18 protein-coding genes and 2 pseudogenes are annotated in these 19,296 nt (G+C 67.4%); 8 read left to right on the top strand and 12 right to left on the bottom strand.

Annotation, left to right across the window (positions count from 1 at the left end):
• Positions 1 to 3: 3 nt before the first annotated feature.
• Entirely contained in the window at positions 4 to 897 is an 894-nt protein-coding gene (locus OR16_RS12125) for a LysR family transcriptional regulator (protein ID WP_006158255.1), read from the bottom strand.
• Between the two features lie 124 nt (positions 898 to 1,021).
• Here OR16_RS12125 and OR16_RS12120 point away from each other — a divergent pair, with 124 nt between their 5' ends.
• Entirely contained in the window at positions 1,022 to 1,984 is a 963-nt protein-coding gene (locus OR16_RS12120) for an NAD-dependent epimerase/dehydratase family protein (protein ID WP_006158254.1), read from the top strand.
• 46 nt (positions 1,985 to 2,030) lie between these two features.
• On the opposite strand, the gene OR16_RS12115 is transcribed toward OR16_RS12120, so the two are convergent.
• From OR16_RS12115 to OR16_RS12095, 5 genes are all read right to left on the bottom strand, one after another.
• Complete coding sequence (locus tag OR16_RS12115) at positions 2,031 to 2,768, bottom strand: aspartate/glutamate racemase family protein (protein WP_006158253.1); 738 nt, start codon at positions 2,766 to 2,768, stop codon at positions 2,031 to 2,033.
• A gap of 17 nt (positions 2,769 to 2,785) precedes the next feature.
• Positions 2,786 to 4,177 (bottom strand): dihydropyrimidinase, encoded by a 1,392-nt coding sequence (gene hydA / locus OR16_RS12110; RefSeq protein ID WP_006158252.1) that lies wholly within the window; start codon positions 4,175 to 4,177, stop codon positions 2,786 to 2,788.
• A 14-nt stretch (positions 4,178 to 4,191) separates the two neighbouring features.
• Positions 4,192 to 4,920, bottom strand: coding sequence for a maleate cis-trans isomerase family protein (locus OR16_RS12105; RefSeq protein WP_006158251.1), 729 nt, complete (start codon positions 4,918 to 4,920; stop codon positions 4,192 to 4,194).
• Between the two features lie 67 nt (positions 4,921 to 4,987).
• On the bottom strand, positions 4,988 to 6,202 hold the full coding sequence (locus OR16_RS12100) for a serine hydrolase domain-containing protein (RefSeq protein ID WP_043419440.1): 1,215 nt from the start codon (positions 6,200 to 6,202) through the stop codon (positions 4,988 to 4,990).
• 136 nt (positions 6,203 to 6,338) lie between these two features.
• On the bottom strand, positions 6,339 to 7,637 hold the full coding sequence (locus OR16_RS12095; RefSeq protein ID WP_043419437.1) for an MFS transporter: 1,299 nt from the start codon (positions 7,635 to 7,637) through the stop codon (positions 6,339 to 6,341).
• 188 nt (positions 7,638 to 7,825) lie between these two features.
• Between OR16_RS12095 and OR16_RS12090 the strand changes: the two are divergent.
• The 3 genes and pseudogenes from OR16_RS12090 (at position 7,826) to OR16_RS12080 (ending at position 10,660) form a co-directional block, all read left to right on the top strand.
• A pseudogene (locus OR16_RS12090) lies at positions 7,826 to 8,242 on the top strand (FCD domain-containing protein).
• On the top strand, positions 8,239 to 9,081 hold the full coding sequence (locus tag OR16_RS12085; protein ID WP_006158247.1) for a fumarylacetoacetate hydrolase family protein: 843 nt from the start codon (positions 8,239 to 8,241) through the stop codon (positions 9,079 to 9,081). Before OR16_RS12090 ends, OR16_RS12085 begins: the two are co-directional and overlap by 4 nt.
• 313 nt (positions 9,082 to 9,394) lie before the next feature.
• Positions 9,395 to 10,660: a M20 aminoacylase family protein gene (locus OR16_RS12080; protein ID WP_006158246.1), complete on the top strand. Its 1,266-nt coding sequence runs from the start codon at positions 9,395 to 9,397 to the stop codon at positions 10,658 to 10,660.
• A gap of 232 nt (positions 10,661 to 10,892) precedes the next feature.
• On the opposite strand, the gene OR16_RS12075 is transcribed toward OR16_RS12080, so the two are convergent.
• Positions 10,893 to 11,765 (bottom strand): AraC family transcriptional regulator, encoded by an 873-nt coding sequence (locus OR16_RS12075; protein ID WP_006158245.1) that lies wholly within the window; start codon positions 11,763 to 11,765, stop codon positions 10,893 to 10,895.
• Between the two features lie 109 nt (positions 11,766 to 11,874).
• Here OR16_RS12075 and OR16_RS12070 point away from each other — a divergent pair, with 109 nt between their 5' ends.
• Complete coding sequence (locus OR16_RS12070) at positions 11,875 to 13,131, top strand: MFS transporter (RefSeq protein WP_006158244.1); 1,257 nt, start codon at positions 11,875 to 11,877, stop codon at positions 13,129 to 13,131.
• Between the two features lie 178 nt (positions 13,132 to 13,309).
• Here the strand turns inward: OR16_RS12070 and OR16_RS47690 are convergent, their stop codons facing one another.
• The 4 genes from OR16_RS47690 to OR16_RS12055 form a co-directional block, all read right to left on the bottom strand.
• Positions 13,310 to 13,492 (bottom strand): chemotaxis protein, encoded by a 183-nt coding sequence (locus tag OR16_RS47690; RefSeq protein ID WP_237717035.1) that lies wholly within the window; start codon positions 13,490 to 13,492, stop codon positions 13,310 to 13,312.
• Positions 13,437 to 14,375, bottom strand: a complete 939-nt coding sequence (locus OR16_RS47250) for a methyl-accepting chemotaxis protein (RefSeq protein WP_337459833.1) — start codon at positions 14,373 to 14,375, stop codon at positions 13,437 to 13,439. Before OR16_RS47250 ends, OR16_RS47690 begins: the two co-directional genes overlap by 56 nt.
• Before the next feature lie 165 nt (positions 14,376 to 14,540).
• Complete coding sequence (locus OR16_RS12060) at positions 14,541 to 15,860, bottom strand: M20/M25/M40 family metallo-hydrolase (protein ID WP_006158242.1); 1,320 nt, start codon at positions 15,858 to 15,860, stop codon at positions 14,541 to 14,543.
• A 124-nt stretch (positions 15,861 to 15,984) separates the two neighbouring features.
• Positions 15,985 to 16,560, bottom strand: coding sequence for a MarR family winged helix-turn-helix transcriptional regulator (locus OR16_RS12055; RefSeq protein WP_006158241.1), 576 nt, complete (start codon positions 16,558 to 16,560; stop codon positions 15,985 to 15,987).
• 121 nt (positions 16,561 to 16,681) lie between these two features.
• On the opposite strand from OR16_RS12055, the gene OR16_RS12050 reads away from it, so the two are divergent.
• The 3 genes from OR16_RS12050 to OR16_RS12040 all read left to right on the top strand — a co-directional run bounded on the left by OR16_RS12050 (position 16,682) and on the right by OR16_RS12040 (position 19,117).
• Positions 16,682 to 17,623, top strand: coding sequence for an EamA family transporter (locus tag OR16_RS12050; RefSeq protein ID WP_006158240.1), 942 nt, complete (start codon positions 16,682 to 16,684; stop codon positions 17,621 to 17,623).
• A gap of 49 nt (positions 17,624 to 17,672) precedes the next feature.
• Positions 17,673 to 17,963, top strand: a complete 291-nt coding sequence (locus OR16_RS12045) for a hypothetical protein (RefSeq protein ID WP_043419448.1) — start codon at positions 17,673 to 17,675, stop codon at positions 17,961 to 17,963.
• A gap of 134 nt (positions 17,964 to 18,097) precedes the next feature.
• The gene (locus OR16_RS12040) at positions 18,098 to 19,117 is read left to right on the top strand and encodes a Bug family tripartite tricarboxylate transporter substrate binding protein (RefSeq protein ID WP_043419434.1); all 1,020 of its coding nucleotides are present in this window, start codon (positions 18,098 to 18,100) and stop codon (positions 19,115 to 19,117) included.
• 36 nt (positions 19,118 to 19,153) lie between these two features.
• On the opposite strand, the pseudogene OR16_RS12035 reads toward OR16_RS12040, so the two are convergent.
• A pseudogene (locus tag OR16_RS12035) lies at positions 19,154 to 19,296 on the bottom strand (DNA-binding response regulator); the annotation flags it as partial.

Raw genomic sequence — 19,296 nt, 5'->3', positions numbered from 1 at the left:
CGCTCATGGCGCTGCCAGCGCCGCGGGGATGGCACCGGCGAGAAAATCATAGGCCGCGCGGATGCGCGCGCTGCCGCGGATTTCCCGGTGCACGGTGAGCCAGACCGGCAGCGGTGGAATGGACAGCTCCGGCAGCACCGTGCGCACGCGCGCATCGCCGGCGGCGATATAGCGCGCCGCAAAGCCCACGCCCAGCCCGGCGCGGATCGATTGCCACAGCACGATATCGTCATCGCTGCGCACCACAAACGCCTCGCGCGCGATCTCCACGCCCATGGCGCGAAAGCCGCGCAGGATCGTGTCGTCGCGGTCATAGCCCACCAGGTCAAAGCGTGGCAGGTCGTGCGCCGAGCGTGGCACGCCCTTGCGCCGCAGGTAGTCCTCGTGGGCGCAGGCGCATAGCGCCACGGACGCCACCTTGCGCGCGATCAGCGATGCCTGCGCCGGGCGCACCATGCGGATGGCGATATCGGCCTCGCGCCGCAGCAGGTTGCTGACCTCGTTGGACGACACCACTTCGATGGCAAGTTGCGGCTCGCGCAGGCGCAGGTCCGCCAGCAGCGGCGGCAGCAGGTAGCTGGCCACCGCGCGGCTGGCCGAGATGCGCACGGTCCCCGCGATGCCCGCCTGGTCACGCGCCAGCGTGCGCGCAACCGCATCGGCCCCTTGCTGCATGGCCCGCGCGTGCTCGGCGATGGCGCGCGCGGCGTCCGTTGGCTGCAGGCCGTGGCCGGTGCGCTCGAACAGCGGCACGCCGAGCTGCGCCTCCAGTTGCGCCACGTGACGCCCCAGCGTCGGCTGGCTGCTCGAGAGCTGGCGCGCCGCGCCCAGCAGGCTGCCGGCCTCCATTACGGCCAGGAAGGAGCGCATCAGCGCCCAGTCGAATGCATTGGCCATTTTCTCTATCGCTCCTCGCCCGGCGCTATTCAAAAATGAATTCGGGAGTTGCCTGGTCATGCAATTGTGGCGCAGCGCGGGATTGCCCACAATGGTCTTCAGGCGATGCCACAAGGAGAACGTGATGCAGGAGAACGTGATGGGCGACACCGTATTGATCCTCGGCGCCAACGGCCGGCTCGGCCGTACCCTGGTGGATGCCTTTGCCGCGTCCGGCTGGACCGTGCTGGCGCAGGCACGCCGTCCGCTGGCGGGCACGGTGCGGCACAACGTGCGCGGCCTGGCCATCGATGTGGCCGACAGCGCGCAACTGCTCGCCGCCGCGCGCGGCGCCAGCGTGGTGGTGAACGCGCTCAACCCGGTCTATACCGAGTGGGAGCGGCACGCCGAAGCGCTGGCGCGCAGCGCGATGGATGTGGCGCGGTCGCTGGACGCCCTGCTGCTGTTTCCCGGCAACGTCTACAACTTCGGCGAGTCGATGCCGCCGCGGCTGCGCCCCGATACCGCCGAGCGGCCCAGCGCGCGCAAGGGCGAGATCCGCCGCGCCATCGAGGCCACCATGCGCGAGCGTGCCCCCGCGCTGCGCAGCGTGATCATTCGCGCCGGCGATTTCTTCGGCGGCCCGGGGCGCGGCGCATGGATGGACCTGGCGATCGCCAAGTCGCTCGATCAAGGCAAGGTGGTCTATCCCGGCCCGCGCGACCGCGCGCATGCCTGGGCCTACCTGCCCGACCTGGCGCAAGCCTTCGTCGCGGTGGCGCGGCGCCACGCGGATCTGCGCGGCCATGCCGTGCTGCATTTCGCGGGATATACGCTAACGGGCGATGAACTGGTGAGCGCGCTGGCCGAAGCCAGCGGCATGGCGCACGCACCGCGCGTGGGCGGCATGCCGTGGTGGCTGATCCGCACCGGCGGCGCCGTGGTGCCGATGTGGCGGGCGCTGGCCGAGATGGCTTACCTGTGGAAGGTGCCGCATGCGCTCGACGGCGCGGCACTGGAAGCCCTGGTGGGTGACTTGCCGCGCACGCCGCTGCCGCAGGCGCTGCGCGCGAGCCTGGGCGAACTGGGCCTGCGGGTGGCCGCCTAGCGCGTGGCGCGGGCGCCAGGCTTGCGCATGGCCTCGGCAGCGCGCCTCAGTCCAGCATCGCCGCCAGCGTAGGCGGCAAGCCGCGATTGGGCTTGCGCGGCGGGCGCGCGAAGCTGCCTTCCGCCGCACCGGTGGGCGCCAGCGCAATCAAGCTCTCGCAATGCCGCACCGCGCTCGACACGCCGTCCACCACCGGCACCGGAATCCGGTCCTTGAGCGTACGCGCCAGCCCGGCCAGCGGTGCACCGGCCACGATGATCACATCCGCGCCATCCTCGCGCACCGCCTTCAGGCTGAGTTCCTCCAGCCGCGCCGCATGATCCTCCTGCACGCTGCCGATATCGCGCAACGGCTGCTGCAACGAGCGCACGCTGGCCAGCCGCGCGGTCAGCCCGTTAGCCGCCACGCACTCGCGATACCAGGCCTCGATCCGATGCGAGATCGCAATGATGGAAAAGCGCTGCCCAAGCAGGCAGGCGCTGGCCAGCGCCGCCTCCGTCATTCCCACCACCGGCACATTGAACAATTCCTTCAACCCCGCCAGCCCCGGATCGCCAAACGCCGCCACCACCAGGCCATCGAACTGCCCCTGATGCTCCGCCGCCACGCAAGCCGTCGCATAGCCACCCACCAGCGCCTCGAAGCGGGTCTCGATGTAGGCCACGCCGAACTGCGCCGTAGCCATCGTCAAGGCAGTCCCGGGCGAAGCCGTGCGCGCAGCCTCCGCGCGGATCAGCGCGGTGACGCTTTCTGAAATATTGGGATTAACAACAAGAATACGCATGATCGTGTCCGCAAAAATCAAACCAGGGAAGGCGCGCCCGCGGGCAAGAACCTGCCTCGCCCCGGCGCCGGCTCCAGGTACTTGCCATCCTCAACCAGCAACTCGCCACGTGAGAAGCAATGCACCGGCCAGCCGGTCACTTCGATGCCCTCGTACGGCGTGTAGTCCACTGCATGATGCAGGTCGCTATTGGCGATCCGCACCTTGCGCTGCGGATCCCACAAGGCGATATCCGCGTCGGCGCCCACGGCGATCGTGCCCTTGCGCGGGTACAAGCCATAGAGCCGCGCCGGCCGGTACGAAGTCAGCTCGACAAACTGGTGCAGCGAAAGCCTGCCTTGCGCGATGCCGTTGAACAGCAGCGGCAGCCGGGTCTCGATGCCGGGCACGCCATTGGGAATGTGGTCAAACGGCTGAGCCGTGCCGCCCAGCTTCTTGCCTTGCGGATCGTCATAGTTGAACGGCGCATGGTCCGAGGAAAAGACACTGAACACGCCATTGGTCAGCGCACGCCAGACGGCCGCCTGATTCTCCGGATCCCGCGGCGGCGGGCTGCACACGCACTTGGCGCCTTCGTAGCCATCATCGCCAGGCAAGCCCATATCCTCGGCCGTCAGGTACAGGTACTGCGGGCAGGTCTCCGCGAGGATCGGCAGCCCCCTGCCCTGTGCCCAGCGGATCTGCTCGATCGCCTCCTTGCCGGAGACATGCACGATCAGGATCGGCACGTCGACCAGCTCGGCAAAGGTGATCGCGCGATGCGTGGCTTCGCGTTCCACCAGCGCGGGCCGGGCCATGCCGTGGAAACGCGGCGAGATGGTGAGCCACGAGATGCAATCCGCGTTCTCGGCGTGCACCATCACCAGCGCATCGTTGCGCTTGGCCACGTCGAGCACGTCGAGCATCTCGCGGTCGGACAGCTTCAGGTCGTCATAGGTCATATAGACCTTGAACGAGGTGTAGCCCTGGCGAATCAGCTCGGGCAATTCGTGCTGCAAGACTTCCGGCGTGGGGTCCGCCACGATCAGGTGGAACCCGTAATCCGCCACCGCGCGGCCCTCGGCGCGGCGATGGTAGTCCGCCACCGCAGCCTTGAGCGAGCCGCCCTTTTCCTGCGCCGCGAACGGGATCACCGTGGTGGTGCCGCCGCATACCGCGGCGCGCGTGCCGGTGAAGAAGTCATCCGCCATGCGCATGCCGTCGGGCATGGGCTGGTCCAGGTGGACGTGGCCATCCACTCCGCCCGGCAGCGCCAGCAGGCCGGTGGCATCCATCTCGCGCGCGGCGCGCGGCAGGTCATTGCCCAGCATGGCGATGCGGCCATCGCGCACGCCGATATCGCAGGTGAAGCGGTCCGAGGCGGTGACCACCTCGGCGTTACGGATGACCAGATCGAGTTCGGTGTTCATGCGCCCTCTCTTCCTTATTCCACTTCGGCAAACAAGCGGCCCCAGCCGCGCAGCGCGCGCGTATCCACGCCGGCCAGACGCAGCGATTTCCACACCACGGTGGAGATGGTGTCGTACACGGGGATGCCGGTCTCGGCCTCCAGTTCTTCCACCAGGTGCGCCGCGCGCAGGTTGGTGCAGAACGTGGTGATGGCTGACGGCTTGTGCTGCGCCACTTCGCGCACCATGCGGCGGATGGTGTCTTCTTCGACCTCGGCGAAGCTGTAGTTCACGTGCAGGTCAAGGTGGCGCTCGGCCGTGCAGCTAAAGCCGTTGCGCTTGTAGTTCTGCACGATGCGTTGCTGCACGTCGTCCAGGTACGGCGTCACCAGGGCGAAGTCGCCCGCGCCCGTCTTTTCCAGGATTTCGTTGAGCGCCAGCACCGAGGTGGTGGCGGGAATGCCGGTTGCCTCGGTGATCTGGCGGCACAGCGCCTGGTCTTTCTCGAAGCCGAGCCAGCCGGAGGAAGTGCCGTTCCATGCGATCACGTCCACGCGCGCATCGGCCAGCAGCTTGGCCGCGCCGATGATCTTGTCGAGGTCGAACTGGCCAAGGGCCTGGTCGCGCAGCGAGATTTCGGTGACGGTGAAGCGCGAGAAATGCGCGCTGACATTGGGCAGGCCGCTCACCATCGCGCTGGTGATGGGTTCCAGCGCCGTGTTGGACGACGGCGTGAGCATGCCGAGAAGGGTACGTTTGGTCATGGGGTAAGGCTCTCTAGGAGATGGCGAGGCCCGAAGCGATGCGATGCTGTGCGCCGGGCCTTGCTCGTTATTGTTCGGGCTTGTCGTTGAAGGCGAGGGCGGTGCCAGGCTTGCCGTGGCTGGCGCGCGCCAGCGCCAGTTCCTGGCGCAGGGCGGCTTGCAGCGCGGCATCCGGCTTGACGCTGTTGCCGGCTTGCAGCGCGGGCAGCACGTAGTCGTTGACCATCTTGCGATAGAGGTCCAGGTAGGCCGCATCGCGCAGTCCGCCGGCGGTGGACATGATGCTGTTCATCACGATCACGGCGTTTTGCCGCGGCAGCACGGTAATGAACTGGCCCTTGAAGCCCATCGCGCTGAACTCGCGCTCGCTCTTGACGATGTTGTTGACCCAGCAGTAGTAGCCATAGTCAGCCGCGGGGCCGGCGGGCGTGGTCATGCGCGCCACCCAGCTGGCGGGCACGATCTGCTGGCCCTGCCATTTGCCTTGGTTGAGCATCAGCAGGCCGAGCTTGGCCATGTCGATGGTGCGCAGGCGCAGGCCCCAGCCGCCGGAGACCGCGCCTTTGCCGTCGGCGCCATCCCAGCGGTAATGCGACATGCCGAGCGGCTTGAACAGGCGTGCCTCCCCATAGCGTTGCTCGGGCTGGCCGCTGACCTGCGTGATGGTGGCACCGACCAGCACGGGATTGACGTCGATGTAGTCGAACTCGGTGCCGGCCTTGGTGCGCACGGCGGCGGAGGCGGCCACCTTCAGCCGGTCGGGCACGCCGTAGTAGAGCGTGTCGGTGCCTTCCACCAGCTTGTATGACAGGCCGCTGGACATCGACATCAGGTGGCGCAGCGCGATGTCCTGCTTGTCGGCCAGCGCCGGCGCCAGGTCCGGGCGCGCGGCGGCCAGCAGCGGGGCGGGCTTGTCCTGCGGGCTGAGCTTGCCGTCGCCCACCAGCGTGCCGACCAGGAGAGCGCTGATGAACTTGGTGACGGAGTAAAGCTCGTGGTTGTAGTCGCGCCCGAGTTCGTCGCCGTAGCGCTCGAACACAACCTTGCCGTCCTTGACGACGATAAGGCTGCGCACATCGAGCTGGTCGCGGCGGATCCACTGCGAGAGCGCGATGAGCTTGCGCGAATCGACGCCGACGGTCTCGGGCTGGGCGGTGGGTAGTTCCGCGGCCTTGTTCGTCGCAGCCTGCGCGGCGGCGGGCACCTGCGCGTGCGCGGTCCCGAGCAGCAGCAGGGCGCTTGCCATGGCCGCGCTGGCTAGTTTGCGGGGGCTTCTTTTCATGAGGTGTCTCCTCCACCGTCCGGTGCGCGGGGTGCGCCGGGACGGGATCGGTTCAAGCCGCGCCGCTGCCGGCGTGTGCCGGCGCGGCGCGTACAGGGGATGGGGGATGGGGCTTGATGTGGAAATCGGGCCGCGCTCAGACCGGCAGCTTCTTCTCGTAGTCGATCGCGGTCGAGGAAATCAGCAGGCCCACGCCGGCGGCGGCAAAGAACATCAGCGCCAGGAAGTACGAGCCGGTGAACTGCACGATCATGCCGACGATGATGGGCACGGTGATGCCGCCGATATTGCCGCCCAGGTTCATGATGCCGCCCAGCACGCCCACCTTGTTGCGGGTGCCGAGGATGGACGGGATGCACCAGTACAGGCCGCACCAGCGCAGGAAGAACAGCGTGGAGGAGAGCAGCGCAACCACCACCACCGGATCCTTCACGTACGCCACCGAGAAGATCGACACGGTAGCCACCACGGCGGCAATGCCGAACAGGGTGCGCATCACCAGGTTGGGGGCGCCGCCGGCGGCCTTCCACTTGTCGGCGATCCAGCCGCCGATGAGCTCGCCGACAAAACCGGAGAAGAAGATGATGAAGCTGGCGCCGCCCATTTGCTTGATGTCGAAGCCGTGCACCTTGTTCAGGTAGTTCGGCATCCACGTCAGCAGGCCGTAGAACACGCTGTTAAAGCACATCCAGCCGATCGCCATGCACCATACGGAGCGGTACTTGAGGAAGTCGAGCGAGCGGCCCGACAGGTTGGCCGGCTCGGCGCGGTGCTCGCTGGCTTGCGCGGCCTCGATATAGCTTGCTTCGAGCTCATTGACGCCACGGTGTTCGCGCGGCGAGTTGCGCACGTAGTACCACGCCAGCATGCCGGCCAGCACGGTGCCCACGCCAGCGACCACGAAAGCCAGGCGCCAGGAGCCCAGCGCGGTGATCAGCCAGGTGATGATGATGGCGCCGAGCGCCGCGCCCAGCGGCGCGCCGCCATCGAGCAGGGTGGCGCCGCGGCCGCGTTCGTTCTGTGTCATCCAGATCGCATTGAGCTTGCCGCCGGCCGGGTAGATCGGCGCCTCGGCCGCGCCCAGCCCGAGCCGGGTCAGCAACAGCGCGCCGGCGCTGGTGCACACGGCCGCCAGGGCCTGGAACGCGCCCCAGAAGACGGTGGCGGTGGCGATCACGATACGCGGCTTGTACTTGTCCGCCAGCATGCCGCCGGGAATCTGCATGACCGCGTAGGTCCAGAAGAAGGAACTGAGGATCAGCCCCTGCATGGTGGGGCTGAGATCGAACTCCTTGGCGATCAGCGGCATCGCCACCGAGAGCGAGGCCCGGTCGATGTAGTTGATGGCGATGAGGAACAACATCATCAGGAAAATCTTCCAGCGTACGGAGCTCTTCGTCTCCGTTAGCGCTGCAGCCCGGCTTGTCGTTTGCATGACGCTTGTCTCCTTTGGGGGAATGGTAGAGCGGTTTGTGTTGTGTGTCGCGCAACTGGGACGGAGTATAGGATACGTAATCTGTAATTACAACTCTCGTAAGTTGTTGATTTTATTGTTATGCGAACGCAACGCTTCCTAAATCCAACCGCCTGCGCACCCTCGGCATCGCCGCGCGGCTGCGCACCATGATCGAAGAGGGCGAACTGCCCCCCGGCGCGCGCATCGACGAGCGCGCCTTCTGCGAGATGTTCGACGTCTCCAAGACTGACGAGTTGCGCTCCACCTTCGAGACGCTGCACGGGCTTGAAGCCACCGCCGGCGAACTCGCGGCGGCACGGGCGGCGCACCGAGTATTTCCGCACCAACCAGGAAATCCACCAGCTGATCATCGACGGCGCTGCCAATCCGGTGCTGGCCGGCATCTACGCCACGCTGATGAGCAAGGTCCACCGCGCGCGCGGCGCCGCCAATGCGGATATGCTGCGCTGGCAGGACTGCGCCAGCATTCCGAGAACACTGCAAAAGAAGTCCTGACCGTGGTCGCGCGGACCCTTTCCGAGCCCGCCGGCCGCATCGCCACCGAAGCCAAGGGGAAACGATGAAACTAGTACGTGTGGGTAAGCCGGGCGCGGAACGCCCGGGTCTGATCGATGCCGAAGGCCGCGTGCGCGACCTGTCCGGCGTGCTGGACGGCCTCGGGCCGCAGGCGCTATCGGCCGAAGCGCTGGCGCGCCTGGCCAAGCTGGACCCGGCCACGCTGCCGGTGGTGCAGGCCGAGCGCTTTGGCGTGCCCTGGACCGGCATCGGCAAGATCGTGGCGATCGGCCTGAACTACGCCGACCACGCCGCCGAGGCCGGCATGGCGCTGCCGGCCGAGCCCATCGTCTTCCTGAAGGCCAACAGCTCGCTCAACGGGCCCAACGACACGGTGATGCTGCCGCGCGGCTCCGAGAAGACCGACTGGGAAGTGGAGCTCGGCGTGGTGATCGGCAAAGTGGCGCGTGACGTCTCGCTTGCCGATGCGCTCTCGCACGTGGCCGGCTACTGCGTGGTCAACGACGTCTCCGAGCGTGAATTCCAGATCGAGCGCGGCGGCACCTGGGACAAAGGCAAGGGCTGCGACACCTTCTGCCCGGTCGGCCCGTGGCTGGTCACGCGCGACGAAGTGGCCGACCCGCAGGCGCTGGGCCTGTGGCTGGACGTCAACGGCCAGCGCGTGCAGACGGGCAGCACCGCCACCATGGTGTTCGACGTGGCCACGCTGGTGAGCTACGTCAGCCGCTTCATGACGCTGCACCCCGGCGACCTGATCTGCACCGGCACGCCGCCGGGCGTGGGCATGGGCTTCAAGCCGCCGCGCTTCCTCAAGGCCGGCGACACCATGCGCCTGGGCATCGACGGCCTGGGCGAGCAGGGCCAGACGGTGGTGGCGTACGCGTAGGGCGGATTGTCCGAAAGGCGCGGAGAAGGGCGGCCAGCGATGGCCGCCCTTCTTGCTTTGTGGTGCCGCTTGTTGGTCCGCTTGCTGGTCCACTTGTACCGCTATCGATACCTGTCACCGCGCGCCCGCAGGTTCCCGCGCGCGCCTGCCAAGGCGGCACCGTCCCCCGTTCGCAACAGTTCGCAACAGTTGTTCCCCTGATTTCGCTACAAAGGGTTAAACCGTTTGCGCTCTGCGGCCAGCGTGAAATACTGTTTTCTATACGCCTTACGTCTTACGCCTCGTAAAGTGGCCTAATAAAACGAGTACTGCCATGTCAGAACACGCCCCCGAACTGATCGAGTCACTTCTTGCCGACTCGCGTGCGGTCCAACCCGCATCCTCCGCTTGCTCCACGTCCCGCGCTTCACGATTCTGCGAACTGGCCGATACCGCCGACAGCCGCGCCGAGCTGGAAGCCATCCGCCACAGCATCCACCAGCACCCCGAGCTCGCCTTCGACGAAGTGCGCACCGCCGAGCTGGTCGCCACCCAGCTCGAAGGCTGGGGCTACGCGGTGACGCGCAGCGTTGGCGGCACCGGCGTGGTCGGCACGCTGCGCCAGGGCGACGGTCCGCGCAGCATTGGCGTGCGCGCCGACATGGACGCGTTGCCCATTCATGAGCGCACCGGCCTGGCGTACGCCAGCATCCACGCCGGCAAGATGCACGCTTGTGGCCACGACGGCCACACCACCGTGCTGCTCGGCGCGGCGCGCCAGCTGGCCCGCACACGCAACTTCAACGGCACCGTCAACCTGATCTTCCAGCCCGCCGAAGAAATCGGCGCGGGCGGCGGCGCCGAGCGCATGCTCGCTGACGGCCTGTTCGAGCGCTTTCCCTGCGACGCGATCTTCGGGCTGCACAACCATCCCGGCGTGGAAGCGGGCACCTTCATGTTCCGCGCCGGACCGTTCATGGCGGCCTGCGATACGGTTGCCATCACCATCCGCGGCAAGGGCGGCCACGCGGCCCGCCCGCACCAGTCGATCGACCCGATCCTGGTCGCCGGCAGCCTGGTGATGGCGCTGCAGAGCATCGTGTCGCGCAATATCGACCCGAACGAAACCGCAGTGGTCACGATCGGCACGCTGCATGCCGGGCATGTGCCCAATGTGATCCCCGAGAGCGCCAAGCTGGAGTTGAGCGTGCGCTCGTTCAGCGCCGATGTGCGGCGCACGCTGGAGGATCGTATCCGGCGGCTGGTGAGCTCGCATGTGGAGGGTTATGGCGCTACGGTGGAGATTGACTATATCCGGGGCTACCCGGTGCTGATCAACAGCGAGCGCGAGACCGAGTTCGCCCGCGAGGTAGCGGAGGAACTGGTGGGGTCTGACAAGGTGGTGGCGAATTTCCCGCTGATCGCCGGGAGCGAGGATTTTGCTTACTTCCTGCAGCAGCGGCCGGGGTGTTTTGTGCGGATGGGGAATGGGGCGGGGCAGCCTTTGCTGCATAACGCTGGGTATGATTTTAATGATGAGAATTTGACGGTTGGGGCGGCTTATTGGGCTCGGTTGGTGGAGAGGTATTTGGAGGCTTAAAGGGGGGGCGGTTGTTGGGCGCAAGGGCAGACCAGTTAGCTTTTGCTGTATTGACTGGTGTTTTTTTTGAACGGCGTTGGCTGTTGGAGCCAAGAGCCGTACGACATCCCCCTGCGGGGGCTGCCGGTCACTTTTCTTTGTCGTATGGCCCTTGGGTGCAAAAGCCAACGCCGTATCAATCGAATCCGAAGCTTGGACAAGAGCCAACGGTGCTGCCCTTGGGCCCAAAAAATCACCTAAAAAACCCACTAGGCGGCACCCCAAACTGCCTCCTAAACATAGTAGAAAACGCACTAGGACTCTCATACCCCAGATCCAAAGCCACATCCACCACCTTAGCCCCGGCGGCCAGCCCCTCCAACGCCGACAGCAACCGGGCCTGCTGCCGCCACTGCCCAAACGTCATCCCGGTCTCGCGCGCAAAGCGCCGCTGAATGGTCTTGGGATCCACCCCTAGCCGCGCCCCCCATTGCGCCAACGTCAGCGCCGTATCCGGCGCGCCGACAATCGCATCGCAGATCTCCCGCAATCCGGCATCGGCAGGACGCGGCAAGTGCAACGGCAACGTCGGCACCAGCATGACTTCATCCAGCAGCAACCGCATCAGCCGCCCATCCCGGGACTCGGCCGCATAGGGCGAAGGGATATCGATCGCGGCGAGGATGAGTTCGCGCAGCAGTGGCGTGATGCCCAGCACGGTGCAGCGGGTGGGCAGGTTGGCGGCGGCGTCCGGCCGGATGTAGGCGGTGCGCATGCGCACGTGCCCAACCATGCGGATCCAGTGCACCATGCCGCCGGGCATCCACATGCCGCGCGTTGGGGGCACGATCCATTGCCCTTCGGCGGTGGCGACCACCATCACGCCATGCACCGCGTGCACCAGTTGCGCATTGGGATGCTGGTGCGGCTTGGTAACGTGGCCGGGCACGTAGTCAGCGGCCATGGCGGTGACCGGCATGGGGCTGCGGTCGTACTGCAGGTAAGTGGGTGACCTGGCGTAGGTGTCGGCGCGGTGGATGGCGGGCGGGGAGGCGGGGGTCCTGGGCACGGCGCCTTCGGCGCTTTTGGCGCTTCGCTGTGCGATCGGGCGGGGGAGGCGGGGCATGTCCTTTTCTCCAAGGTTCCGGCCCTATTCTCGCAGGACAGGCGGCGTCGCGCCATTTAGGATGAGCGCCAGGATTCCCCCATTGCCTTTTCAGCCCCCCGTTTCCATCATGAGCAGCCGCATCGATACCGCGCCCGGCGGCGCGAATGCCTCGCCGCAAGGCCAGGCCCAGACTCCCACTACCGCGCAGGCCGCCGAGCGGACCGGTTTCCGCGTGCTGGGGGCGATCAGTTTTTCGCATTTCCTCAACGACATGATCCAGTCGCTGATCCTGGCCATCTATCCGATGCTCAAGGGCGGCTTCAACCTCAGCTTCACCCAGATCGGGCTGCTGACGCTGACGTACCAGATCACCGCCTCGCTGCTGCAGCCTGTGGTGGGCCTGTACACCGACAAGCATCCCAAGCCGCAGTCGCTGTCGATCGGCATGGGGTTCACGCTGTGCGGCTTGCTGCTGCTGTCGGTGGCGCCTACCTACGGCGTGCTGCTGGTGGCGGCGGCGCTGGTGGGCACCGGGTCGTCGATCTTCCATCCGGAGTCGTCGCGCGTGGCGCGCATGGCGTCGGGCGGGCAGCACGGGCTGGCGCAGTCGATCTTCCAGGTTGGCGGCAACGCGGGCAGCGCTACCGGGCCGCTGCTGGCGGCGTGGATCGTGCATCAGCAGAGCAGCGTGGCGTGGTTCTCGCTGGCGGCGCTGCTGGCGATTGCCGTGCTGTGGCAGATTGGTGGCTGGTACGGCCGCGAGCTGGCGCATACCACGCGCAAGCGCAAGGCTGTGGCCACAGCCGCGCCGCTGCCGCGCAGCACCGTGGTACGGGCCATGGTGGTGCTGATGGCGCTGGTGTTCTCCAAGTATTTCTACATGGCCAGCCTGAACACCTATTACACCTTCTACCTGATGGAGCGCTTTGGCCTGACGCGGCAAAGCTCGCAGCTCTACCTGTTCGTGTTCCTGTTCGCGGTGGCGGCGGGCACCATCCTGGGTGGCCCGATCGGCGACCGCATTGGCCGCAAGCGCGTGATCTGGGCGTCGATCCTGGGCGTGGCGCCGTTCACGCTGATGCTGCCGCATGCCAACCTGTTCTGGACCGGCGTGCTGTCGTTCATCATCGGCTTTATCCTGGCGTCGGCGTTCTCGGCGATCCTGGTGTTCGCGCAGGAGCTGATCCCGGGCAAGGTGGGCATGGTGTCGGGCCTGTTCTTCGGTTTTGCTTTCGGCATGGGCGGCATCGGCGCCGCGGTGCTGGGCAAGCTGGCCGACGCGCATGGCATTGAATCGGTCTACCAGTTGTGCGCGTTCCTGCCGCTGCTGGGGCTGTTGGCGATCTTCCTGCCTGACCTGGGCGGGCGCAAGAAGCCGGCCTGAGCGGGGCCAGCGCTTTAGCTTGGCCCACCCCGCCCGGGCCCACCCGGGCGCAGGTAAAGCGTAGTGGCCCGTTGCGATATCGGCGTGCGATTCATCGCACCATCGCGGTGCGTGTGCGCCACATTGTGGCAGCCACATGGGATGCGTGGCGCACCTGCGTGGCTGCCCTTTCATTTTCTCAAGCGTGTCCCGCCGGATGCCTACCGCCTGGCGGATGCTGCACGATCACGCCGTACCAGCCCAATCCCGGATAGGTTTCGTAGCCGGGCGTGCGGGCGAACGCCACCAGCGCGCCGTCCGGCGCTTCATACCAGCCGGTGGGGGTGGGGTCGTCCTTCAGGGGGAAGGTCTCGGTGAGCACGCCCATGCCATCCGACGCGGCGATGACGCGGTGCCCGGCGTCCACCAGCAGGCAGCGCGTGCGCTGCCAGTCTTCCGGCGACAGCCGTACGCCCTTGACCACCGTATGCGCCTGCGGCGCCCAGTTGAAGAAGATGGCGAGCACGCCGACGGGTTCGCCGCTGGCGCGGCCGCCCGCGCGGATGGCGGTGGCGTAGGTGGCCACGCTGGCATTGTCGATAAAAACGCGAGACCGCGACATCATGCGCGACATAGTCGTCGCCCGAGGCTGTGGCCATCGCGCGCTTGAACCATTCCACGCCCGAGACATTGCGCCCTGCCACGCCCGGGTAGGCGTGCGGGCGGCCGTTGGCGGCGACGCGTCCCTGCGCGTCGATCACCCACAGGTCGAGGTAGACGGTGTAGCTGTTCAGGATGACGCCGAGGCGCTCGCTCGCATGGCTGGCAGTGGCGCGGTCGGGGCGGCTCACCGCGTCCACGATGGCAGCATCGGTGGCCCACCAGCGCACATCGCAGGAGCGCTCGTAGAGGTTGCGGTCGACCACGTCGATCATGTTCAGGGCCATGTCGGCCAGGCGCTGGCCCTGGTGGCCGCGCATCTGCCGGATCATCGCGTCGCCGAGCTGGGTGAGCTCGGCGATGGAGCCGCCCAGCTCCGTGGTGAGCTCGCCGGTGATGCCGGAGATGCGCTCGGAGACCTGCTTGACCTGATTCGCCACGACGCTGAAGCCACGGCCCGCATCGCCGGCCCGTGCCGCCTCGATCAAGGCGTTCAGCGCGAGGAACTTCGTTTCCCGGTTGATCTCCGCGATGCTGGAGATCTTGTCGTCCGCGATAAACCCAACGTGGTGAGACAGCTCGACGATGCGGTCTGCGCTTGCCATACGATATCTCCCATTCAGATCCAGTGACCCGTCAGGAGCGCGGCGTGTGCTGTCGAAAACGGTCCGCACCATGTTTGTTCTCTCGTCGCTCCTGTCGTTCTCCATAGGCGAGAAGCGTGCCAGCCCGGCATCAGGCTGGCACGAGCGACAGGCTGGGCGAGCCGGTCAGCGGCCGGTCTTGTCCTGCGACACGTCCATGATCATGCGCGTGAGCAGGTACAGGCGCGGCGTGACCGAGTTGAGGTCGACGTATTCCGCATCGTTGGAGTGCGCGCCAAAGCCGCGCAGGCCGAAGCGCTCGATGACCGGCGCCTTGGTGGCGGCCGCGGCAAACGCGGCATCGGTGCCGCCGCCCTCGGCGGTGTCGTACACGGCCAGCTTCTCGCCGATCTCCGCATACACGCCCTGCGCGTGTGCGGCCAGCTTGCGCGCGGCGTCGGTGACTTCCAGCGGCGGCCGGCGGCGTTCGAACCTGACCTCGACCTTGGTATCGGGGATCAGCTGCTTCTTCACGCGTTCCTGCAGCGTGCGCTCCAGGCTGTCGTAGTCGGCGGTGCGCAGCACGCGCACGTCGGCCTGGGCCGTGGCGGTGGCTGGGATCACGTTGCGGTTGGTGCCGGCCGAGGAGATCGTCCAGTTCACCTTGAGCCCGCTCTGCGGGTTGGACAGGTCGCGCATCTGCAGGATCTGGTGCGACAGTTCATACAGCGCGTTGCGGCCCTGCTCGGGCGAGCCGCCGGCGTGCGAGGCCTTGCCGTGCACGGTGAGCGAGATGGCGCCGATGCCGCTAGTGGCAAGCGACAGGCGGTCGCCAGTCACGCGCGTGGCCTCGCAGGAGAACACCGCGTCTTGCTGGCTGCCCATCTTGGCCAGCATGGCGCGCGCGCCCGGCGAGCTGATTTCCTCGTCGCCGTTGATCAGCACGGTCAGCGTGCCGTAGTCCTTGAAGCCCATCTTTTGCAGGATGGCCACTGTATGCAGGATCACCGCCACGCCGTTCTTGTCGTCCGCGATGCCCAGGCCGTAGGCGCGCTCGCCGTCGATGCGAAACGGTTGCTGCGCCAGCATGCCGCGCAGGTAGACCGTGTCCATGTGGGCGATCAGCATGATGTTGCGCTTGCCCGTGCCCTTGAACTGCGCCATCACCATCTTGCCCACCTGCTTGGGCGTGTCTTCCATGCGGTAGACCTCGGTGGGCTCGATCAGCTGCGCGTCGCCGCCCATGGCGGCCAGGCGGTCGCGGATCAGCGCGGCGATGCGGTCCAGCCCCTCGATGTCCTTGCTGCCGGATTCGATCGAGACCAGGTCTTTGAGCGTGGCGATCAGTGCGGGCTTTTCCTGCTGGGACAGCTGGTAGGCGGGCTCCACCGGCGCCGCTTGGGCGGCCGCGGCGCAGAGCAGGGCGGCGAGCGCGGCCGCCGCTTTCAAGGACGGACGGCGGCAGTGGGCAAGCGTGCTGGCGCGCGGGCTAAGGTTCAAACGCATGTGGGGCGGCTCCATGGTGCAGTGAGGAAAAACGCAGTGAGGGAAACAGATGAAAGGCAGGGCGGATTGCAGGGTCCGTGCCAGGCGTGGCGCATGCACTGCCGCGATGCCCCGGCCTGCCGCGTCATGGCCCGGTCGCCTCGAAGCCCTGCAGCCAGCGCCGCAACAGGCTTGCCAGCTGCTTGCGCTCGGCGGCCGAAAGCCCCTCCAGCAAGCGATGCTCATTGGCCACGTGCACTTCCAGCGCGTGGTCGATGCGCACGCGGCCCGGCTGGGTCAGCTCGATCAGCAGCCCGCGCCGGTCGTCCGGGTTGGGGCAGCGGCGCACCAGCCCGGCGCGCTCCAGATGGTCGATCCGGTTGGTCATGGTGCCCGAGGTGATCATCAGCGAGTCGATCAGTGCGCCCGGCGACAGCGCATAGGGTGGCCCGGAGCGGCGCAGCGTGGCCAGCACGTCGAACTCCCAGGTATTCAGGCCGGTCGACGCCAGCGCGGACTCGACCGCGCGATCGGTGTGGCGCGCCAGGCGCCAGACCCGGCCGATGATGCCCATCGGCGCGGCGTCCAGGTCCGGGCGCTCGCGCGCCCACTGGGCCAGGATGCGGTCGACGCGATCGCCGCCGCCTTCGGGCGCATCGTTGCCGGCTTGGGGGGAGGGCGCCGTCGCGCTGGTTGCCTTGGGTTTGCCGCGGATGGCCATGGTGGGCTGCTGTTGATCCTGGGTGACGAGAATCTTGACATCAAGGCTTTCAGTTCGTAAAGTGGATTTTATATCTTGATATCAAGAATATCGTCTTGAAGAAAAATGGAGGCATGACGACATGAAGCCCGATGCCCCGCAGGTTCAGGTACGCACGGCGGAAGTCCTGCTGACCGCTTGCGCGCCCCTGATCTGGGGCAGCACCTACCTGATCACCAGCCAGTGGCTGCCGCCGGGACAGCCGCTGCTGTCCGGCGTGATCCGCGCGCTGCCGGCCGGCCTGGCAATGCTGGCGTGGGGCCGGCAGCTGCCGCGCGGCGGCTGGTGGTGGAAGGCGGCGGTGCTGGGCGTGCTCAATATCGGCCTGTTCCAGGCCATGCTGTTTATCGCCGCCTACCGGCTGCCGGGCGGCGTGGCGGCCACCGTGGGCGCGATCCAGCCGTTGCTGGTGGTGGTGCTGGCGTGGCTGCTGCTGGGCGCGCGGCCGCGCCTGGCTACGTGGCTGGCCGGGCTGGGCGGCATCGGCGGCGTGGCCTTGCTGGTGCTGGGGCCCGCCGCGCGGCTGGACGGCGTGGGCGTGGCGGCCGCGGCGGCCGGCGCGGTATCGATGGCGCTGGGCACGGTGCTCGCCAAACGCTGGCGAGCGCCGGTCTCGCCGCTGGTGCTCACCGCGTGGCAGCTCACCGCGGGCGCCTTGTTCCTGCTGCCGTTCGCGCTGGCCTTCGAGACCCTGCCGGCGCGGCTGACGGTGCCCAACGTGCTCGGCTACCTGTGGCTGTGCGTGGCTGGCGCCGGGGTGAGCTATGCGCTCTGGTTTCGCGGCATCGGCCGCCTGCCGACCGCGGCAGTGTCCGCGCTTGGCTTGCTCAGCCCGTTGAGCGCCACCGTGCTGGGCTTCGTGGTGCTCGGCCAGACCCTGAGCCAGGTGCAGATGGCCGGCGCGTTGCTGGTGCTGGCCAGCGTATGGCTGGGGCAGCGCGTGCCGAAGGCGGCGCAGGGCGCTGCCGGGGGCGCCGGGGCCTCGGATACGGCGCATCTGCCGTTGCCGCAGCGGCAAGGGTGAACGCAAGGATGAACGACAAGGGTGAATGGCACGCCGTTTTTGCGGCATCATGGCGGGCATGACGTCCGCCGTACCTTCCCCTACCCCCGCCAGGCCTGCTTGCGATCACTGTCTTGCGCTCGCGGCGGATTCCCGCCGGCGCGAGCCGCACGACCGGCTCGCGCTCAAGCACACCGCGCCGCTGGTCAGCCAGAGCGCCGCCGGCGTGCCGTTCAGCATGCTCACCTTCACGTGCCGCGAGTGCGGCACGGTATGGCGGCTCTATGACCGCGCCAACGAGCTCTTTGTCTCGTGGGTGCCGGACCGCGCGCTGGGCCGCGGCGCCGATCGGATAAAATAGCGCCTGTTCCTGCACGCGTGCTGACGGTCCAGCGCCCGGTTCCGGGCCTCCCGGCGGCGCCAGCGCGGCCAGTTCCGTTGCTCAGTTGCTCCGTGGTTCCGTCCTCCAACCGATGTCCTCGTCGTTCCCCCGCCATGTCCGCTTCCCACCGAATTCCCCTGCTGGCTGCCGCCTCCGTGTTTGCCGCCCTGATGAGCCCGCTCGCCAACGCCGCCAACGCCGCCGATGCCGCTAGCGCCGCTGGTGCCGCTGGTGCATATCCCGCGCGCCCGATCCGGCTGATCGTGGCCTATCCCACCGGCGGCATCAGCGATACCGTGGCACGCGCGCTCGGCGAGCGCCTGTCGGCCCAGATGGGCGCCTCGGTGGTGGTGGAAAACAAGGCGGGCGCGGGCGGCAGCATCGGCATCGACGCCGTGGCCAAGGCCGCGCCGGATGGCTACACGCTGGGCTTCGCCTCGACCAGCCCGCTCACGCTCAACCCGCACGTGGGCCACGTCAACTACGATCCGCAGCGCGACATCGCGCCGGTCATGAGCGTGATGTACTCGCCGGTGCTGGTGATCGCCACGTCGAGCTTCGGCGGCAAATCGTTCCAGGACCTGCTGGCGCAAGCCAAGGCCAAGCCGGGTTCGGTGCGCTGGGCCACGTCGGGACTGGGCACGGTTGGCCATGTCATGCTGGAACAGATCAAGTCGAAGGCCAAGGCCGACCTGACCCTGATCCCCTACAAGGGCGCGGGCCAGCAGATGAACGACGCCCTCGGCGGCCAGTTCGAGGTGATGAGCACCAACGCCAGCCCCATGCTGACCCAGCACATGCAGGCCGGCCGGCTGCGTGCGCTGGCGGTGGGCGCGCCCAAGCGCATCGCGTCGCTGCCCGATGTGCCAACCTTTGCCGAGCTGGGCTATCCCAAGGCCAACCTCACTTCCACCTTCGGCGTGTTCGCTCCCGCTCGCACGCCCGTGGCCATCATCACCAGGCTGAATGCCGAGCTGAACAAGGCCTTGCAAGAGCCCGAGGTGCGCGAGCGCCTGCTCAAGGGCGGCGAAGTCCCCACCGGCGGGTCCGCCGCGCAGTTCGCCAAGGCGATCCATGCGGAATACGACGACAACGCCCGTATCGTGAAGGAAGCGGGCATCAAGGCGGACTGACGGGCAACAGGATGGGCGACAGCACGGGCAGCCGCATCACCGCTGCTCGACCAGGTCCAGCCGGCAGCCGGTCGCATATACCGCCGACAGGCGCACGCCATTGCGCGGCTCCAGCGCCAGCTTGGTGCGCACGCGCGACAGGTGGCTGTCCACCGTGCGGGATGCCGGCGGCACCTTGC

The organism is Cupriavidus basilensis OR16 (genome assembly GCF_000243095.1).
GTDB lineage: Bacteria > Pseudomonadota > Gammaproteobacteria > Burkholderiales > Burkholderiaceae > Cupriavidus > Cupriavidus basilensis_D.
The sequence above is the reverse complement of the archived record's forward strand: the minus strand, read 5'-3'. Positions and strand labels throughout refer to the sequence as shown.

What these genes read in the sequence shown, in the direction of transcription:
- OR16_RS12085 (WP_006158247.1), top strand. Translation starts at nt 8,239, where the DNA reads ATGAAACTAGTACGTGTGGGTAAGCCGGGCGCGGAACGCCCGGGTCTG.
- OR16_RS12040 (WP_043419434.1), top strand. Translation starts at nt 18,098, where the DNA reads ATGTCCGCTTCCCACCGAATTCCCCTGCTGGCTGCCGCCTCCGTGTTT.
- OR16_RS12060 (WP_006158242.1), bottom strand. Translation starts at nt 15,860, where the DNA reads ATGCGTTTGAACCTTAGCCCGCGCGCCAGCACGCTTGCCCACTGCCGC.
- OR16_RS12120 (WP_006158254.1), top strand. Translation starts at nt 1,022, where the DNA reads ATGCAGGAGAACGTGATGGGCGACACCGTATTGATCCTCGGCGCCAAC.
- OR16_RS12095 (WP_043419437.1), bottom strand. Translation starts at nt 7,637, where the DNA reads ATGCAAACGACAAGCCGGGCTGCAGCGCTAACGGAGACGAAGAGCTCC.
- OR16_RS12045 (WP_043419448.1), top strand. Translation starts at nt 17,673, where the DNA reads ATGGCGGGCATGACGTCCGCCGTACCTTCCCCTACCCCCGCCAGGCCT.
- OR16_RS12115 (WP_006158253.1), bottom strand. Translation starts at nt 2,768, where the DNA reads ATGCGTATTCTTGTTGTTAATCCCAATATTTCAGAAAGCGTCACCGCG.
- OR16_RS12080 (WP_006158246.1), top strand. Translation starts at nt 9,395, where the DNA reads ATGTCAGAACACGCCCCCGAACTGATCGAGTCACTTCTTGCCGACTCG.
- OR16_RS12125 (WP_006158255.1), bottom strand. Translation starts at nt 897, where the DNA reads ATGGCCAATGCATTCGACTGGGCGCTGATGCGCTCCTTCCTGGCCGTA.
- OR16_RS12100 (WP_043419440.1), bottom strand. Translation starts at nt 6,202, where the DNA reads ATGAAAAGAAGCCCCCGCAAACTAGCCAGCGCGGCCATGGCAAGCGCC.
- OR16_RS12055 (WP_006158241.1), bottom strand. Translation starts at nt 16,560, where the DNA reads ATGGCCATCCGCGGCAAACCCAAGGCAACCAGCGCGACGGCGCCCTCC.
- OR16_RS12075 (WP_006158245.1), bottom strand. Translation starts at nt 11,765, where the DNA reads ATGCCCCGCCTCCCCCGCCCGATCGCACAGCGAAGCGCCAAAAGCGCC.
- OR16_RS12070 (WP_006158244.1), top strand. Translation starts at nt 11,875, where the DNA reads ATGAGCAGCCGCATCGATACCGCGCCCGGCGGCGCGAATGCCTCGCCG.
- OR16_RS47250 (WP_337459833.1), bottom strand. Translation starts at nt 14,375, where the DNA reads ATGGCAAGCGCAGACCGCATCGTCGAGCTGTCTCACCACGTTGGGTTT.
- OR16_RS12050 (WP_006158240.1), top strand. Translation starts at nt 16,682, where the DNA reads ATGAAGCCCGATGCCCCGCAGGTTCAGGTACGCACGGCGGAAGTCCTG.
- hydA (WP_006158252.1), bottom strand. Translation starts at nt 4,177, where the DNA reads ATGAACACCGAACTCGATCTGGTCATCCGTAACGCCGAGGTGGTCACC.
- OR16_RS12105 (WP_006158251.1), bottom strand. Translation starts at nt 4,920, where the DNA reads ATGACCAAACGTACCCTTCTCGGCATGCTCACGCCGTCGTCCAACACG.